18 protein-coding genes are annotated in these 15,375 nt (G+C 67.8%); 9 read left to right on the top strand and 9 right to left on the bottom strand.

The annotated features are described in order from the left end of the window. Positions 1–4 precede the first annotated feature (4 nt). Complete coding sequence (locus MRBLWO12_RS04045) at positions 5–409, top strand: hypothetical protein (protein WP_363552945.1); 405 nt, start codon at positions 5–7, stop codon at positions 407–409. On the opposite strand, the gene MRBLWO12_RS04040 is transcribed toward MRBLWO12_RS04045, so the two are convergent. Next, entirely contained in the window at positions 386–2,824 is a 2,439-nt protein-coding gene (locus tag MRBLWO12_RS04040; protein WP_363552943.1) for an HAD-IC family P-type ATPase, read from the bottom strand. The genes MRBLWO12_RS04045 and MRBLWO12_RS04040 overlap by 24 nt on opposite strands. A 100-nt stretch (positions 2,825–2,924) precedes the next feature. Between MRBLWO12_RS04040 and MRBLWO12_RS04035 the strand changes: the two genes are divergently transcribed. Genes MRBLWO12_RS04035 through MRBLWO12_RS04025 form a run of 3 tightly spaced genes read left to right on the top strand, consistent with a single transcriptional unit; the run spans position 2,925 to position 4,847 of the window. Next, positions 2,925–3,395: a MarR family winged helix-turn-helix transcriptional regulator gene (locus MRBLWO12_RS04035; RefSeq protein WP_363552941.1), complete on the top strand. Its 471-nt coding sequence runs from the start codon at positions 2,925–2,927 to the stop codon at positions 3,393–3,395. Positions 3,396–3,421: 26 nt separating this feature from the next. Continuing rightward, entirely contained in the window at positions 3,422–3,844 is a 423-nt protein-coding gene (locus MRBLWO12_RS04030) for an organic hydroperoxide resistance protein (protein ID WP_363552939.1), read from the top strand. Between the two features lie 25 nt (positions 3,845–3,869). Beyond that, entirely contained in the window at positions 3,870–4,847 is a 978-nt protein-coding gene (locus MRBLWO12_RS04025) for a zinc-binding dehydrogenase (RefSeq protein WP_363552937.1), read from the top strand. A 77-nt stretch (positions 4,848–4,924) separates the two neighbouring features. On the opposite strand, the gene MRBLWO12_RS04020 is transcribed toward MRBLWO12_RS04025, so the two are convergent. From MRBLWO12_RS04020 to MRBLWO12_RS04000, 5 genes are all read right to left on the bottom strand, one after another. After that, the gene (locus MRBLWO12_RS04020) at positions 4,925–5,317 is read right to left on the bottom strand and encodes a hypothetical protein (RefSeq protein ID WP_363552935.1); all 393 of its coding nucleotides are present in this window, start codon (positions 5,315–5,317) and stop codon (positions 4,925–4,927) included. A gap of 45 nt (positions 5,318–5,362) precedes the next feature. Further along, entirely contained in the window at positions 5,363–5,755 is a 393-nt protein-coding gene (locus MRBLWO12_RS04015; RefSeq protein WP_363552933.1) for a DUF1304 domain-containing protein, read from the bottom strand. Between the two features lie 72 nt (positions 5,756–5,827). Further along, positions 5,828–6,661 carry a CPBP family intramembrane glutamic endopeptidase gene (locus MRBLWO12_RS04010; protein WP_363552931.1) on the bottom strand — a complete coding sequence of 278 codons (834 nt, stop codon included), beginning with the start codon at positions 6,659–6,661 and terminating at the stop codon, positions 5,828–5,830. Next, entirely contained in the window at positions 6,658–7,383 is a 726-nt protein-coding gene (gene trmB, locus MRBLWO12_RS04005; protein WP_363552929.1) for a tRNA (guanosine(46)-N7)-methyltransferase TrmB, read from the bottom strand. Before trmB ends, MRBLWO12_RS04010 begins: the two co-directional genes overlap by 4 nt. A gap of 47 nt (positions 7,384–7,430) precedes the next feature. Then, positions 7,431–8,270, bottom strand: a complete 840-nt coding sequence (locus MRBLWO12_RS04000; protein ID WP_363552927.1) for a DUF3097 domain-containing protein — start codon at positions 8,268–8,270, stop codon at positions 7,431–7,433. A gap of 143 nt (positions 8,271–8,413) precedes the next feature. Here MRBLWO12_RS04000 and MRBLWO12_RS03995 point away from each other — a divergent pair, with 143 nt between their 5' ends. The 4 genes from MRBLWO12_RS03995 (at position 8,414) to MRBLWO12_RS03980 (ending at position 12,538) form a co-directional block, all read left to right on the top strand. Beyond that, a complete protein-coding gene (locus tag MRBLWO12_RS03995; protein WP_363552925.1) occupies positions 8,414–10,435 on the top strand; it encodes a TPM domain-containing protein in 2,022 nt (673 codons plus the stop codon). Positions 10,436–10,490: 55 nt separating this feature from the next. Continuing rightward, the gene (locus MRBLWO12_RS03990; RefSeq protein WP_363552923.1) at positions 10,491–11,234 is read left to right on the top strand and encodes a PspA/IM30 family protein; all 744 of its coding nucleotides are present in this window, start codon (positions 10,491–10,493) and stop codon (positions 11,232–11,234) included. A gap of 66 nt (positions 11,235–11,300) precedes the next feature. After that, positions 11,301–12,104, top strand: a complete 804-nt coding sequence (locus tag MRBLWO12_RS03985; protein WP_363552921.1) for an arginase family protein — start codon at positions 11,301–11,303, stop codon at positions 12,102–12,104. Continuing rightward, the gene (locus tag MRBLWO12_RS03980) at positions 12,101–12,538 is read left to right on the top strand and encodes a Fe-S oxidoreductase (protein ID WP_363552919.1); all 438 of its coding nucleotides are present in this window, start codon (positions 12,101–12,103) and stop codon (positions 12,536–12,538) included. The genes MRBLWO12_RS03985 and MRBLWO12_RS03980 overlap by 4 nt, the downstream gene beginning before the upstream one ends. A 4-nt stretch (positions 12,539–12,542) precedes the next feature. On the opposite strand, the gene MRBLWO12_RS03975 is transcribed toward MRBLWO12_RS03980, so the two are convergent. Genes MRBLWO12_RS03975 through MRBLWO12_RS03965 form a run of 3 tightly spaced genes read right to left on the bottom strand, consistent with a single transcriptional unit; the run spans position 12,543 to position 14,270 of the window. Continuing rightward, complete coding sequence (locus MRBLWO12_RS03975; RefSeq protein ID WP_363552917.1) at positions 12,543–13,019, bottom strand: SIP domain-containing protein; 477 nt, start codon at positions 13,017–13,019, stop codon at positions 12,543–12,545. A gap of 52 nt (positions 13,020–13,071) precedes the next feature. Then, positions 13,072–13,797, bottom strand: a complete 726-nt coding sequence (locus MRBLWO12_RS03970) for a tyrosine-protein phosphatase (protein WP_363552915.1) — start codon at positions 13,795–13,797, stop codon at positions 13,072–13,074. Next, complete coding sequence (locus MRBLWO12_RS03965) at positions 13,794–14,270, bottom strand: carboxymuconolactone decarboxylase family protein (protein WP_363552913.1); 477 nt, start codon at positions 14,268–14,270, stop codon at positions 13,794–13,796. Before MRBLWO12_RS03965 ends, MRBLWO12_RS03970 begins: the two co-directional genes overlap by 4 nt. A gap of 171 nt (positions 14,271–14,441) precedes the next feature. On the opposite strand from MRBLWO12_RS03965, the gene MRBLWO12_RS03960 reads away from it, so the two are divergent. Next, entirely contained in the window at positions 14,442–15,368 is a 927-nt protein-coding gene (locus tag MRBLWO12_RS03960) for an alpha/beta fold hydrolase (RefSeq protein WP_363552911.1), read from the top strand. Positions 15,369–15,375 lie beyond the last annotated feature (7 nt).

Below are 15,375 nucleotides of genomic sequence, written 5' to 3'. Positions count from 1 at the left end.
GCGCGTGGACCCCGTGACCGAACAGCTCCCGCAGAAGCGCCCTGCGGTCATCACCGTCGTCATGATCCTGGTGGTGTTGAGCGGCCTGTCGAACGCGCTGCTCGGCATCATCGTGCTCCTGAGTCGCTACCAGGTCGCCGACGCGGACGTGCTGCCTGTCTCCCTCGTCGGTGCCGGCGTGATCCTGTTCGGGTTGCTCACTCTCGCCGTCGCGGCCGCGATCGGTCGAGGCAGTCGTTTGGCGCGCCTGCTCCTCACGATCTACCTCGCCATCCAGTTGATACTGCACGCCGTGACCGCCGCGACGACCGACTGGGACTGGGCTGTCCTGGTGCAGGCCGTGGTGGAGGTGCTGGTGCTGGCGGCATTGTGGGCGCCGCCGGGCTCACGCCATTTCGCCGATCACTGACTTCGCGAGCACGCGCCGGTGCACCAGCCGCACGATCTCGATCGCCAGGATCGTGAGCACGGTGACGATGGCGATCAGATATGCCGCCTCTTCGCCCGGGTCGATCAGCTGGAAGAACGTGGTCGAGAGCGGCACGGTGAATATCGTCGCCAGTGCGACGAACATCGCCCCCACCACCAGCACCTTGTAGCGGTTGAGCGGACGCGCCAGCACCGCGAGCACCCAGATCCCGACGATCGCGAGGATGATCGTCGAGCCCGTGCGCAGTTGCGGCTCACTGATGCCGAGCGCCATCGACGCTCGCGTGTAGACCGTCAGAGCGATCGCGATCAGCAGGCCCGCAGGGATCGCGAAGGTCAGCGAGCGGCGGAGGAACCCTGGCACATAGCGCTGCGTGTTGGGCATCAGCGCGAGGAAGAACGCCGGGATGCCGATCGTGAGCCCATCGGTGATCGACAGCTGTCGAGGCAGGAACGGGAACTCCAGCACCATGATGCCGAAGAGCACGGCGAGTGTCGTCGCGTAGATCGTCTTGGTGAGGAACAGCATCGAGACCCGCTCGATGTTCGCGATCACCTGCCGCCCCTCCGCGACGACGTCAGGGAGGTGCGAGAACTGCCCGTCCAGCAGCACGAGGCGGGCGACGGCCTTCGTCGCCGGAGAGCCGGAGTTCATCGCGATGCCGATATCGGCCGTCTTGATCGCGAGCGCGTCGTTCACGCCGTCACCGGTCATCGCGACGGTGTGCCCGCGGGCCTGCAGCGCCACGACCATCCGCTTCTTCTGCTCCGGCGTCACCCGGCCGAACACCGTGTGCGACTCCAGCACGTCGCTCAGCTCGGCGTCACCCTCCGGGAGCTGTCTGGCGTCGTATCCCTCGCTGACGTCGAGTCCGACCTGACGGGCGATGGCGGCGACGGTGCGCGGATTGTCGCCGGAGATCACCCGGACTCCCACGCCCTGCTCACTGAAGTACGCCAGCGTCTGCGCTGCGTCGGGGCGCACCTTCTCACTGAAGGTGATCACTGCCACAGGGGTCAGGCCGGTCGGCAGCGCTTCGGCCGTCTGCGCCGCCGTCGAGTACGGGTCAGAACCGACGGCCAGGACGAGCGTGCGCAGCCCCCCGGCCGCCAGACGTGTCACCGCTTCTCCCACCGGGGTGCGGGCATCCGTGGCGACGTCGCCGAGCACCATCTCCGGAGCGCCGAGCACCCAGACCTCGTCTGACTGATCCGCGAACGCCAGGGCGCTCCACTTCCGCGCCGAGGAGAACGAGATGTAGACCGAGGCCTCACGCGGACCCGATGCCGGATACGGGGCGCGCAGGCATCGCGCTGTGGCGTTCGCATCAGGGGCGGCACCGAACCACGAGAGCGCGTCTTCCCACCCCACGGCATCCGAATCCAGACGCTCGAGGTCGCGGTAGGCCAGTTCTCCCTCGGTGAGGGTTCCCGTCTTGTCGAGGCAGATGACGTCGACGCGCGCGAGCCCCTCGACGGCGGGTAGCTCGTTCACGAGCACCTGTCGGGACGCGAGGCGCGCCGCTCCGACGGCGAACGCGATCGAGGTCATCAGCACGAGTCCGAGCGGGATCATCGCCGTCAGCGCCGAGATCGTGTTGACGATCGCCTGTGTCCAAGTACCGCTACGCCAGGCGGATACCCACCCTCCGGCCACCATCATCTGCGCATTGAGCACCAGGAGCCCGATCGGAGCGATGCCCCAGCCGACCCACTTCAGCACCTGGTCGACCGATGTGCGCAACTCCGATGCCACGAGCGAGAACCGTTTCGCCTCCGTGGCGAACTTGTTGGCGTAGGAATCTGCGCCGACTCTGATCGCACGGGCGACGCCATCGCCCGCCACGACGATGGAGCCGGACAGCGCATCAGCGCCGTGCTCCTTGTCGACCGCATCCGACTCACCGGTGAGCATCGACTCGTCGATCTGGAGGGCGCGGTGCTCCAACACCACGGCGTCGGCGGTGACCTGGTCCCCGGCCCGCAGGATCAGGATGTCGCCGCGCACGACCTCCGCCGGGGCGACCTCGATCTCCTGCCCCTCTCGCCGCACCCGCGCGCGGGGGGCGTTCAGCAGGGCGAGGCGGTCGAGAGACGCCTTCGCACGGAACTCCTGCCAACACCCGATGATCGCGTTGCCGAACGCGGCGAGACCGAACAGCGCATCCTGCCAGCGTCCCAGGAGCAGGAGTACGAGGAAGCAGGCACCGACGATGCCGTTGAAGAGGGTGAAGACGTTCGCGCGGACGATGTTCCAGGCGCTTCTGCTGGAGTCGCCCGTGAATGCGTTCGTCGCTCCCGCCGCCGTCAGTCGAGCGACCTGCGCGGAGGAGAGCCCGATCCGGGGGTCAGCGTCAGTCTCGTCTTCATCCGTCACCGACACTGTGGCCTCCATGCGCTCACTGTATCGACGCGTCCAGCCGGCGCACCAGCAGAGTCGCCCCGAAGAACTCTATTAAATTGTGCACAACTCAATCGCGTGCAATACTTAAGTCATGGCCGTGACCGATGAGATGGTGTGTTTCTCGCTGTACTCCGCCGCCCGCGCCACCACGCAGGCGTACCGGGCCCTGCTCGCCCCCTGGGGGCTGACGTACCCGCAGTATCTGGTCCTCGCCATTCTGTGGCACGAGGGAGATCAGACCATCGGCTCCCTCGGCGACGCCATGCAGCTCGACTCCGGCACACTCTCCCCCCTCGTGCGCCGCCTCGAGCAGGCGGGCCTGGTGGCCAAGACGCGCAGCCCTCAGGATGAGCGGGTCGTGATGGTGCAGCTCACTGCCGCAGGTCAAGCGCTCCGTGCGGACCTCGCGAAGATCCCGGCCCAGATCGCGCAGCTCTCCGGCATCCGCGACGATGCGCACCGCCGCCGGCTCATCTCAGAACTCCACGAACTGACCGCTCTGCTCCAGAGCGGCACCTCGACGTCCGTCGCCGGCGCCACCGCGCCGCGCGCCGGCGAATGACCACCCTCCCGGAAGGAAACCCCTCAATGGAAGCTCTCTACACCGCAGAAGCCCTCGCCACCGGCGCCGGCCGCAACGGACACGTCGCCACGAACGACGGACGTGTCGAGTTCGATCTCGCCATCCCCAAGGAGATGGGCGGCAGCGGCGACGGGGCCAACCCCGAACAGCTCTTCGCGGCCGGCTACGCGGCATGCTTCCACTCCGCTCTGCAGTCCGTCGCACGGACACAGAAGGTCAAGATCGATCACAGCTCGGTCGGTGCACGCGTGCAGATCGGCTCGAACGGTGCCGGCGGGTTCGGACTCGCCGTCGAACTCGAAGTGGTCATCCCCGAGCTCCCGCACGAGCAGGCTCAGGCGCTCGCCGATGCCGCACACCAGGTCTGCCCGTACTCGAACGCGACACGCGGCAACATCGACGTCACGATCACCGTCTCCGACGACTGACCTCCCGAAGGACAGGAACCACAACATGCGTGCACTCATCCATTCCCAGTTCGGCGAAGCCGAAGACGTCCTCGTGGTCGAGGAGCGTCCCGTCCCGGAACCCGGAGCAGGACAGGTCCGCCTGCGTATCGTCCTCTCCCCCATCCACAACCACGATCTGTGGACGGTCCGCGGCACCTACGGGTTCAAGCCGGAACTGCCCGCGGCATCCGGCACCGAAGCGCTCGGCATCGTCGATGCTCTCGGTGAGGGCGTCGAGCACCTCACCGTAGGACAGCGCGTCGCGACCGGCGGAACCTTCGGGGCCTGGGCCGAGTACATCGTGGCGAACGCCGCGGGCCTCATCCCCGTACCCGAATCCCTCTCCGATGAGAGCGCGGCCCAGCTCGTCTCGATGCCGTTCAGCACGATCAGCCTGTTGCAGTTCCTCGACGTGAACGAGGGCGACTGGATCGTGCAGAACGCGGCGAACGGTGCCGTCGGGCGTATGCTCGCGCAGCTCGGCGCGGCCCGCGGCGTGCACGTCCTCGGGCTCGTGCGCCGTGCGGAAGGTGTCGAAGAGCTGCGCGCCCAGGGCATCGAGAACGTCATCTCGACGGACCAGGATCACTGGCGCGACCAGGCTGCACGTCTCACCGACGGTGCGCCGATCATCGCCGGGGTGGATTCCGTGGGCGGATCGGCCTCCGGCGATGTACTCTCGCTGCTCAGCGAGGGCGGCACGCTCGTCGCATTCGGAGCGATGAACTCCCCCGTCATGGAGATCGCCTCCTCCGATGTGATCTTCAAGCAGGCCATCGTCAAGGGCTTCTGGGGCAGCAAGGTGATCCAGCAGCTCGATGCCGCCACGCGCGGCGCGCTGTTCGGCGAACTCATCCAGCGCGTCACCGACGGGACGCTGACCCTCCCTGTCGCCGGCGTTTTCGACGCCGCCGACATCGCCGACGCCGTGCGCCTCAGCAACACGCCCGGTCGCGTGGGCAAGGTGCTGCTGAAGTTCTGAATCCACCTGCAGGTTCGAAAGGGCCGTCCGCATGCGGGCGGCCCTTTTCTGCTGTGTGTCGCGCTGCCCGGCTACGCTCAGTTGAGTGCGTCGGCCTCGGCGATCCGGTCGAGGCGATCGATCAGTAGGTATCCGGCATTCTCCATCGCGGTCGACGCGTAGACCACGACGACGAACAGGATCACCGCGAACAGGATGATCCCGGCGACACTACGGCGACGAGCGATGGTGATCACGAGTGCTGCGGCGGCACCGCCGATCGCCACAGTCTGACCGGCGACGGTGGCACATGCCATGCGGATCGCCGATTCGACGGTCAGCGGTCCGTAGCTGTTGAGCACGATCGCGAGAAGCGCAGGGACGACGACGAGGCTCAGCACCAGGATCACCCGTCGGCGGGACCACCAGGGCACGGTCCGAGCGAGAGCCGGTACAGGCGCCGGTGCAGTCACCGGAAACAGGGTGCTCATCCCGCCACCCTAGTGAGGGCAGGCCAGGGAGTCGAACCGGCGCGTTCAGCCGATCGCGACGCCGACCGCTGTCGCGATGACCGCGAGCAGCGGCAGCGTTCCCTGCATCGCAGCCGCGCGGAGCTTGGTCGGGTCGGACAGCACGAGCACCAGGGCTGCGGCGACCATCATGCCGGTGCCGGCGAAGACGAGGGTCAGACCGACGGTCGCGAAGCCGACGATCGTCAGCCCGATTCCGAGCAACGCCGTCAGCGCGAGGAACAGGTTGTAGAAGCCCTGGTTGAAAGCGAGTGCTTTCATCGTCACGGCATCTGCTTCGCTCGCGACGCCGAAGATCTTCCTCGTCTCGGGCTCGGTCCACTTCAGCGATTCGAGCGCGAAGATGAACACGTGGAACGCGGCAGCAGCCGCGGCGAGGACCAGACCGACGATGAGCATGTGGCGATTGTCCCGCGCCGGAGTGCTGCACGGCAAACCCCCGATGCCCTCGGCGCGTCTCGACGCACCGGTCTAGACAAGGAAGATCGGCAGCATGCCCGGGTTGTGGGCATGCACCAGAACCGCGAACACCACCGCGTCGAACAGCAGGTGCACCGTGACCACGTAGGCCAGCGAGTGGGTGCGCAGGAAGATGAAGCCCTGCAGCAGCGCGAACGGGATCGTCAGCAGCGGTCCCCATTCCCGGTAGCCGAGCTCCCAGAGGAACGACACGAAGACGATCGCCTGCAGTACGTTCGCGAGCGCATCGGGGAAGTGCCGGCGCAAGAGCGCGAAGACGGTGCAGATGAAGAACAACTCATCCCAGATGCCGACGGCACCCACCCCGACGAACAGCCGGGCGATCAGGTCCGGAGTGTCGACGACCGGCCAGTTCTGGTACACCCCACTGGTGATGAAGTAGAAGGGCAGGATCAGCCAGCCCAGCACCAGGACGGCCACCAGCCATCCCCATTGCAGGCGCCCCCAGCGACGATGCGTGCGCCACGGGAAGCTGATCGCGCGATCGCGATAGAGGTACCGGGAGATCACATACGGCACGGCGACCGCTCCACCGAGGGCGAGCGTGAAGCGCAGCATCGCCAGGTTGTCGAGCTCAGCGGCCAGCGGGATCACGCTGACGATCAGCAGACCGATCGCGATCAAGGAGAGGTCGCGGGTCAGCGAAGGACCGGGCGCCGTCGCACGTCCGCGCTCCATCCACCAGGCCGCCGCGATTCCGAGCGCCAGCAGCACCCACCCGAGCCAGGGGATCTCCAGCACGAAGAATGCGGGCGCCGCGGCGCACACGAGGACGGCCGGCGCGATTCCCGGCCAGACGGTGGTCGCACTCCGCACGTCGTTCATGCGCGCGGGCGGCGCCGGTAGGTCAGATCGCGGATGTCTCGACCTTTCGCGATGCCCTTGCGCTCGAACGCGGTCATCACGCGACCGTCGAACCGCTCGGCCCATTCCCCCTCGAAGGCCCGCTCGAACAGCGGATCCGCATCGAGCACGTCGCGCATCTGCAACGCGTAGTCCTCCCAGTCGGTGGCGAGACGCAGCAGCCCACCGTCGCGGAGTGCCCGCGCGGCGGTGACTCCGAAACCGGGTCGGACGAGCCGACGCTTGGTGTGCTTCTTCTTGTGCCACGGGTCGGGGAAGAAGATCCAGACCTCGCGCGCAGCAGCCTCGGGCAGGTAGGAGGACAGCACCTCCGGCGCGTTGGCCTCGACCACGCGCAGGTTGCGCGCTCCTTCACGGTCGGCGTCGAGCATGGTGCGAGCGAGCCCTGCGCGGAAGACCTCGACGGCCAGGAAGTCGTCATCCGGCCGTGAGGTCGCCGCCGCGACGATCGCGTGCCCCTGACCGGAGCCGATCTCGACGTAGAGGTCGGCGTCGCGCGCGTACTCTGCGGCAGGATCGAGTCGCGCCTCCGGGTGTACAGAGGTCCAGGCGACATCGCGCGGGACATCGAGGAGGTAGTGCGGGGCGAGGTCGGAGAAGGCGCGCTCCTGCGCCTCGGACATCCGCCCGCTCCGGCGCACGAAGGACACCGGTTCGTCACGGAAGGTGCGGGGTTCGGGCATGTCTCCAGGGTAGCCGGGGAGGCTGCGACCTCCGCGCCACCGGCAGGTCAGGCGATCGGCTCCGTGACGAAATCGATGAGCTCCTCGACACGGCCCAGGAGTGCAGGCTCCAGGTCGCGGTAGGTGTGCACCTTGCTCAGGATGTGCTGCCAGGCGCGCCCGGTGTCTGCCTGCGTCTCGTGCGGCCACCCGAACGCCCGGCAGATCCCCGTCTTCCAGTCGGTTCCTCGGGGAATCTCAGGCCACCGCGCGACCCCCAGCGCTCGCGGAGTCACGCACTGCCAGACGTCGACGAACGGATGACCGACGATGCGCACGTGCTTCCCGTGCGGGCCGCGCGCGACGGCGTCGGCGATGCGCGACTCCTTCGATCCGGGCACGAGATGATCGACCAGCACCCCATAGCGTCGCCTCGCGCTCGGCGGCTCCGCATCGAGCAGTTCATCGAGCAGGTCGACACCCTGCAGGAACTCGACCACGACGCCCTCGACCCTCAGATCGGCGCCCCAGACCTTCTCGACGAGCTCGGCATCGTGCTTGCCCTCGACCAGGATACGGCTGGGTAATGCCACACGCGCGCGCTGATCCGCGACCACGAAAGACCCGGAGGCTGTACGACGCGTGCCCTGCGGTGCCGCCGTCGGCGCCGTGAGACGCACGGCGGCGCCGTCGATCAGGAACCCTCCACCGAGAGGGAAGAGCCGCTTTCGACCGACACGGTCCTCCAGCTCCACGTTGCCACCCTGCACCCGGGTCACCGCTCCGCAGAACCCGTCGTCGGCGACCTCGACGACGAGGTCGATCTCGGCGGGCACCTGCGGTACCGGCTTCGCGGCGCGCTCGCGCCATCCCGTTGCCAGCACATCCGATCCGTACCTGTCGTCCATGCCTTCCAGCGTATGTGCCTCCGCTGAGGGCGAACGGCGATCCGTCGCGGGAAGCTGTCGCGTGTCGGGGTCTGTGCATAGACTCGGCATATGGGGTACGGCGGTCAGTCGGAGGGAACACGATGAGGTCTCGGTGGCTGGCAATGGCTGCGGTCATCGCGGCAGCTTTCACGGGCGCGTTGAGCGTCACCGCCGCATCGGCCACCGACCCGCTCACGCTCGACTCCGGGTACGTCACCGACAGTGCAGGTGTGCTGAGCGCCGACGAGACCGCGACCGTCGAGGCACGGCTCCAGGAGCTCACCGCGAACTCCACCTCCGACCTGTTCGTGGTCCTGGTCGATGAGTTCACGTCGCCGAGCGACCGGATCGAATGGGCCGACACGGTCGCCGAGAACAACAACCTCGGACCGGAGCAGTATCTGCTGGCGATCGCGGTCGATCAGCGCACCTACTACATCTCCGCGGCAGAGGGCGGCCCGCTCAGCGGGAGCAAGCTCGACGATGTCGAGCAGAAGATCCAGCCGCTGCTCGCGCAGAACGACTGGTCAGGGGCGATCATCCGTGCGGCTGACGAGATCCAGGGAGATGGCGGTGCCGGCGCCCTGCAGGTCTTCCTGATCATCCTCGCGATCATCGCCGTCGCCCTGCTGTTGTGGTTGATCGTCGCCCTGGTGCGTCGTCGACGTCGCGCGGCAGCCATCCGCGAGCGCGGGGCCATGCCGGAGACTCCGGATCCGAACGACCCGTTCTCGACGCTCACCGACGATCAGGTCGCGACGCAGGCCGGTCTGGCACTCGTGCGGGCCGACGACGCGATCACCTCCAGCCGGGAAGAGCTCGGGTTCGCGGTCGCCCAGTTCGGCGACGCGGCGACTGCCGAATTCACGCATGTGGTGGAGGCGGCGAAGACCAAGATGTCAGAGGCGTTCGATCTCAAGCAGAAGCTCGACGACGAGATCGAGGACTCGGTACAGGATCGACGCGCGTGGCACATCCGCATCATCCGGATCGCCGATGAGATCGACGACCTGCTCGACGACAACACCGAGGCGTTCGACGAGCTCCGCAAGTTGGAGCAGAACGCCCCGCAAGAGCTGGAGCGTGTGAGGGCGGAGCGCGCCGCGCTGCAGACCACGCTCGCGAGTGCACCGGCCGCTTTCGCCGCGCTCGCGGCCGCCTACGACCCTGCGGCCCTCGCCACGGTGGCTGACAACCCCGTGCAGGCTCAGGAACGCGCGGCTCTGGCAGATCGGTCGATCGATGCCGCCGCGCAGGCCATCGCTGCCGGGAAGTCCGGCGAGGCCGCGTTCGCCATCCGCACCGCAGAGCAGTCTGTCGCCCAGTCCACGCAGCTCGTGCAGGCGATCTCCGCGCTCGGCGCCGACCTCGCCACCATCGAGGCGCAGGCTCAGGCGCTCGTCGCAGAACTTCAGAACGATGTGGCGACGGCCCAGCAGCTCCCCGACGCGCAGGGTTCGGTCGCCGCCGCTGCAGCCGCCGCGCTCCAGCAGCTACAACAGGCACAGGCCGACCTCACGGTCACGCCCCGCAACCCGCAGCGCGCCTTCGACGCCCTGACTGCGGCGAACACGCAGATCGATGCCGCCATCGCCCAGGGCCGTGAGAGTGTCGACCGGGTACGCCGCGCGCAGCAGATGCTCGAGCAGACCCTGACGCAGGCAGGATCCGAGATCCGCACGGGGCGGGAGTTCATCGAGACCCGCCGCGGAACCGTCGGATCGACCGCGCGCACCCGTCTCTCCCAAGCGGAAGCAAGTCTCACCCAGGCGCTGAGTCTGCGCGAGACCTCCCCCGAGGCCGCGCTGGTCGAGGCGACGAGGGCGCTCGATCTGGCCAGGCAGGCGATCGCGTCCGCTTCGGCGGATGTCTCCTCGTACAACTCCCGCGGTTACGACGACAGCGGCTGGGGCACGGGGCCGTTCGGCGGAGGATCCCGCTCCGGCGGATCCGGTATCGGCGGCGACATCCTGGGCGGGATCATCGGCGGACTCCTCTCCGGCGGAGGGGGCGGCGGCCGCTCATCGTCGCGCAGCAGCAGCTGGCGTTCGAGCGGAGGCGGCGGTTTCCGCAGCTCCGGTTTCGGCGGCGGAGGCCGCTCCAGCGGAGGGCGTAGCGGCCGTTCCGGAGGTGGACGCTTCTGATCCTCATAGACAAATCTTGCAGACTTCGACTCAGACCATCTGAAAGGAATCACCCATGACCAAGCAGTCCATTTTCGGGCGTATCTCCACGCTCGTCCGAGCGAACATCAACTCCCTCCTGGACTCTGCGGAAGACCCGCAGAAGATGATCGACCAGCTCGTTCGCGACTACACGAACAGCATCGCCGACGCAGAGTCCGCGATTGCCGAGACGATCGGCAACCTGCGCCTGCTCGAGCGCGACCACGAGGAAGACGTGCAGTCGGCGACCGAGTGGGGCAACAAGGCGCTGGCCGCCAGCCGCAAGGCCGACGAGATGCGCAAGAGCGGCGACGCCGCTGATGCGGACAAGTTCGACAACCTCGCCAAGATCGCTCTCCAGCGCCAGATCAGCGCTGAGCGTGAGGCCACCGGCGCCGAGCCGCAGATCGCTGCGCAGACGGAGATCGTCGACAAGCTCAAGAGCGGTCTCAACGGCATGAAGGACAAGCTGGGCGAGCTCAAGAACAAGCGCAGCGAACTCCTCGCTCGCGCCAAGGTCGCCGAGGCGCAGACCAAGGTGCAGGATGCCGTCGGCTCGATCAACGTGCTCGACCCCACCAGCGAGCTGGGCCGTTTCGAAGACAAGGTCCGCCGCCAGGAGGCCATCGCCCAGGGCAAGATCGAGCTCGCCGCGTCGAGCCTCGACGCCCAGTTCGAGAGCCTGGAGGACCTCGGTGAGCTGACCGAGGTCGAGGCTCGCCTCGCCGAGCTGAAGGCCGGCAGCACCGCACCGCGCACGGCCATCGAAGGCTCCTGACACCCCCTGCTGATGCCCCGGACCCCGTGTCCGGGGCATCAGCGCTTCTCTCCCCCGGAGGCACCCATGGTGCGTTTCCTCGTCGTCCCGCAGTGGCAGGGCTCGCCCGCACCGCGTGCGATGCTCCTCGTCGACGGCGCATCAGCCATCGCCGGAGATCTGCCCCGCTCCGCCACGACCATGCTCGATGTGCCGGTCGAGGCTGGTGAATCGCTCGGTACCGGCGTGCGTCGACTCAGCGCGCTGCTGCGCACGCGAGAGCTGGTCAGCTCTCACATCACCGCCGACACGGTCGTCATCGGCGGCGACTGCAGTGTGACCGTCGCGGCGCTCGACGCGCTCCCCGACGGCACCGACGACCTCGCGGTCGTGTGGTGCGACGCGCACGCCGACATGCACACGCCTGAAACGTCTCCGTCCGGCGCCTTCTCCGGGATGGCGCTGCGCGCGCTCCTCGGCGACGGTGAGGAGCAGCTCACGCTTACCCCCGGCATCACTCGCGACCGGATCGTGACAGTGGGCATGCGCAACCTCGATGACGCCGAAGTCGAGCAGATCGCGCCTTTCACCAATCTGTCGGTCGCCGACCTCGATGACGCGGACTCGCTCGTCGCTGCTGTGCGTGCCACCGGCGCCCGCCGCGTCTGGGTGCACATCGACGTCGACGTGCTCGATCCCGCGGACTTCTCTGGCGTCTCCTCCCCCGCACCGTTCGGGGTGTCACCTTCCGCGCTGAGCACGGCGATCCGGCGGCTGCGGGAAGAGCTCCCCCTGGCCGGGGCGACGATCTCCGGCTTCGCGCCACGCTCACCCGTTGACGCGGTGGATGATCTCGGGGCGCTCCTGCGCCTCGTCGGGGCTGTCGCGTGACCGTCGACTGGCGACCGGCGGCCGAGCAAGAACTCGCTCGCGGTCGGCGGTTCGACCGCCGAATCCCGTCTTTCCTGTTGCGATCCCCGATCAGCCGCGTCGGCTACTGGTGGGGCACCGCCGTCGGGTGGATCTGGGGATCGATCTGGAGCACCGGGCCCGTGGAGCGACGGGCGGGACTCTGGGTGTTCCGTGGCATGCCGAACTGGACGTTCAACCGCGGAGGCGTGTGCGTGGGCGGATGCTTCCTCACCGGCGATGCACCACCGACGGACGCCGTTCTCCGCCACGAGGCCGTGCACAAGGCGCAGTGGCTGCGCTACGGATTCCTGATGCCCGTGCTCTACCTGTTCGCCGGACGCGATCCGCTGCGCAATCGTTTCGAGATCGAAGCCGGCCTCGAAGACGGCAACTACGTGCGCCGCACGCGCTGAGGAATCAGCGCTCCGAGGGCAGCAGGCCGAACCGCTCCGGCGCGTGGATCGACCTGGACTCGATGCCGAGCTTCGTGGTCAGGTGGTCGACGATGTCGGCTGTTCCCAGATAACCGCCCAGGAGTGTGACGTGCGTCTGGGTATCGTCTTCATCGTCACACAGCATCTCGTCGGCCCAGGCGCAGGTGGCGCGGGCGAGAGCCTCACCCGGCGCGCAGGAACGGCCCGTTCCCGGCGCTCCCGAACGCACACCGCGTGCCAGCCAGGTGACCGTCATGCGGCCCGGCGCGTCGATCACCCCGATGTCGCCTGCTTCGGGGACCTCGATGAAGATCCGCCCGGATGCGCAGAGCGGCAGGGTTGCCAAGAAGACCTCGAGGTCGGCGAGCGAGTGCTCATCGGCCGTCACCAGGTGGTGAGCACGTCGACGAGCGGCACGGCGCTCAGCGCGCGTGCTGCGGACATCGAGAGAGGTTTCCATGGTGCATCCATCGTACACCAAGTGAAGGCTTGCCTAACCTTGCCCCGATGCTTCAGTTCGGGGAGTTCTCCGCAGGCTCGACCAGCGTGCGGATGAGCGCATCCAGCTCGTCCTCACAGAATCCGTGGGCACGCAGGTAGCCGGCTGCCGACCCCCAGCGCTGGTCCACCTGCTCCAGCAGGTGCCTCATCACCGGAGCCGGCGACTGCGTCGCCAGAGCGACCGCGTGCACCGCCTCAGGATGCTGCGCCTGGAGATAGGCGACGATGCGCTGCGAGCGCTGCGGAGGGAGCTGTGACTCGGTCAGCGCGTAGTCCGCGATCACTGCTTCCCGATCGGCTCCCACCGCGGAGAGGGCGAGTGCGACAGTCACACCGGTGCGGTCCTTGCCGACCGTGCAGTGCACGAGCGTCGGCTCCCCCGCTGCGATGATGCGGATCGCGGCGACCAGACGTTCGCTGCTCTCCTCGAGCAGATGCAGATACAGGTCGTCGAGGCTGGTGTCCGACTCGAAGAACGACCGGACCGATCCGAGGAAAAGCGGAAGGTGCGTCGTGTCGGGGCCGTCGATCTCCGAGGGCTCGGCGGCGACCTCCTCCCCGTCGCGCAGATCCACGATGTGGCGCACCCGCCGGCGCAGTTCGGCTGCGCCGGCAGTCGTCGCGCCGGAGAGTTGCCCTGAGCGCAGCAGCACTCCCGAACGGATCCGCCCGCCCGCCGTGGGGATTCCGCCGACGTCGCGGACGTTGGTGACGCCGCCCACGTCGAGGATCGTCATGCCTGCGCCTGCGGCATGCGCGCAGGAACCGGGTAACGTCCCGCGATCACGATGCGGTTGAACGCGTTGATCGAGACGCAGGCCCAGCTCAGAGCGGCATACTCCTTCTCGGTGAAGACGCTCCCGACCCTGTCGTACACCTCGTCGGACACGCCCTCATCAGCGATGAAGGTGAAGGCCTCGGCGAGTTCGAGCGCCGCGCGTTCCCGTTCGGTGAACACGCCGCTCTCACGCCATGTGGGGATCTGTGTGAGCGTGTCGGTGTCGACCCCCGCGGCGAGCGCGCGATCCACATGGATCCGGGCACAGAACGCACACCCGTTCAACTGCGAACAGTGGATCATGACCAGCTCCTTGAGACGCTCATCGATCCCGTTCGCCGCGCAGATCTCCCCGACCGTACGAGAGAAGGCATCGAGTGCCTGGTACGCGGTCGGCTCGGTCTTGGACAGGTGCACTCGCGTCTCGCTCATGCCTCCATGATATTCGTCGCGCCGGCAGGCTGAGGTGGATGCGGCATACGCACGAAAATGCAGAAAGCAAACCCGTATGACCAATTTACGAACATCTCGCGAAGACACACGGGGTAATCAATTGTCACATTGCTCCCGCATTTCCGACGAGACCGGAAACGGGCGCAGAATATGCACGTGGCGATCGACATCACTGAGTTCAGCTATCTTCCCGCACAGGCCGAGGCACTGGGCGTCCCCGTTCCCCCGGTCGAGCGTCTGACCCTCATTCTCCCGGACGGTCGGACGTTGAGCGCCTTGCGCTTCGGAGCCGAGGCACCGCGCATCACCCTGCTGCACGGGGCCGGGCTCAACGCCCACACCTGGGACACCACAGCACTCGCCCTGCAGCAGCCGCTCCTCGCGATCGACCTCGCCGGGCACGGCGACTCGTCCTGGCGCGATGACCTCGACTACACCCCGCGCACGCTTGCCGCTGATGTCGCCCTCGCGCTCGACAGGTGGGCCACTGAACCGCAGCTCGTCGTGGGACAGTCTCTCGGAGGGCTCACGGGCGCCGCGCTGGCCGCCGCACGCCCCGACCTCGTCGCCGAGCTCGTGGTCGTCGACATCACACCCGGCATCGATACCTCGGCCGGACCCGCTGCGCTGCGCGAGTTCTATGCCGGTCCTACCGACTTCGCCACTCGCGACGAACTCGTCGACCGTGCGATCGCACTCGGCTTCGGCGGCAGCAGGCCCGAGACCGAACGCGGCGTCTTCCTGAACACCCGCGTGCGCACCGACGGTCGAGTGGAGTGGAAGCACCACTTCGCGCACCTCGCCGCGCAGGCGCTGTCCGCGCACGCCCCGGGTTCTGACGCGGCTCCATCCGTGCTGCACGAGACGGGATGGGCTGACCTCGACGGCGTCAGCGCTCCACTCACCCTCGTACGCGCCGCACGCGGCTTCGTGAGCGAAGCAGATGCCGCGGACCTCCAGCAGCGCCTGCCCGCGGCACAGGTCATCGTCATCGACGCGACGCACAACGTGCAGGAGACCGCACCGCGGGAGCTGGCGGCACTCATCGCATCCGCGTCAGCGCGCTCCGCTTTGTGACGTTCCA

It is taken from the genome of Microbacterium sp. LWO12-1.2 (assembly GCF_040675875.1).
Taxonomy (GTDB): Bacteria; Actinomycetota; Actinomycetes; order Actinomycetales; family Microbacteriaceae; genus Microbacterium.
The sequence above is the reverse complement of the archived record's forward strand: the minus strand, read 5'-3'. Positions and strand labels throughout refer to the sequence as shown.

Coding starts and splice junctions, on each gene's coding strand:
- MRBLWO12_RS03985 (WP_363552921.1), top strand. CDS start 11,301: ATGGTGCGTTTCCTCGTCGTCCCGCAGTGGCAGGGCTCGCCCGCACCG.
- MRBLWO12_RS04040 (WP_363552943.1), bottom strand. CDS start 2,824: ATGGAGGCCACAGTGTCGGTGACGGATGAAGACGAGACTGACGCTGAC.
- MRBLWO12_RS04030 (WP_363552939.1), top strand. CDS start 3,422: ATGGAAGCTCTCTACACCGCAGAAGCCCTCGCCACCGGCGCCGGCCGC.
- MRBLWO12_RS04010 (WP_363552931.1), bottom strand. CDS start 6,661: ATGAACGACGTGCGGAGTGCGACCACCGTCTGGCCGGGAATCGCGCCG.
- MRBLWO12_RS04000 (WP_363552927.1), bottom strand. CDS start 8,270: ATGGACGACAGGTACGGATCGGATGTGCTGGCAACGGGATGGCGCGAG.
- MRBLWO12_RS03970 (WP_363552915.1), bottom strand. CDS start 13,797: ATGACGATCCTCGACGTGGGCGGCGTCACCAACGTCCGCGACGTCGGC.
- MRBLWO12_RS03965 (WP_363552913.1), bottom strand. CDS start 14,270: ATGAGCGAGACGCGAGTGCACCTGTCCAAGACCGAGCCGACCGCGTAC.
- MRBLWO12_RS04015 (WP_363552933.1), bottom strand. CDS start 5,755: ATGCTCATCGTCGGTCTGGTCCTCGCCGCGGCTGCTGCCGCGTTCCAC.
- MRBLWO12_RS03990 (WP_363552923.1), top strand. CDS start 10,491: ATGACCAAGCAGTCCATTTTCGGGCGTATCTCCACGCTCGTCCGAGCG.
- MRBLWO12_RS04035 (WP_363552941.1), top strand. CDS start 2,925: ATGGCCGTGACCGATGAGATGGTGTGTTTCTCGCTGTACTCCGCCGCC.
- MRBLWO12_RS03960 (WP_363552911.1), top strand. CDS start 14,442: ATGCACGTGGCGATCGACATCACTGAGTTCAGCTATCTTCCCGCACAG.
- MRBLWO12_RS03995 (WP_363552925.1), top strand. CDS start 8,414: ATGGCTGCGGTCATCGCGGCAGCTTTCACGGGCGCGTTGAGCGTCACC.
- MRBLWO12_RS04025 (WP_363552937.1), top strand. CDS start 3,870: ATGCGTGCACTCATCCATTCCCAGTTCGGCGAAGCCGAAGACGTCCTC.
- trmB (WP_363552929.1), bottom strand. CDS start 7,383: ATGCCCGAACCCCGCACCTTCCGTGACGAACCGGTGTCCTTCGTGCGC.
- MRBLWO12_RS04020 (WP_363552935.1), bottom strand. CDS start 5,317: ATGAGCACCCTGTTTCCGGTGACTGCACCGGCGCCTGTACCGGCTCTC.
- MRBLWO12_RS03975 (WP_363552917.1), bottom strand. CDS start 13,019: ATGGAAACCTCTCTCGATGTCCGCAGCACGCGCGCTGAGCGCCGTGCC.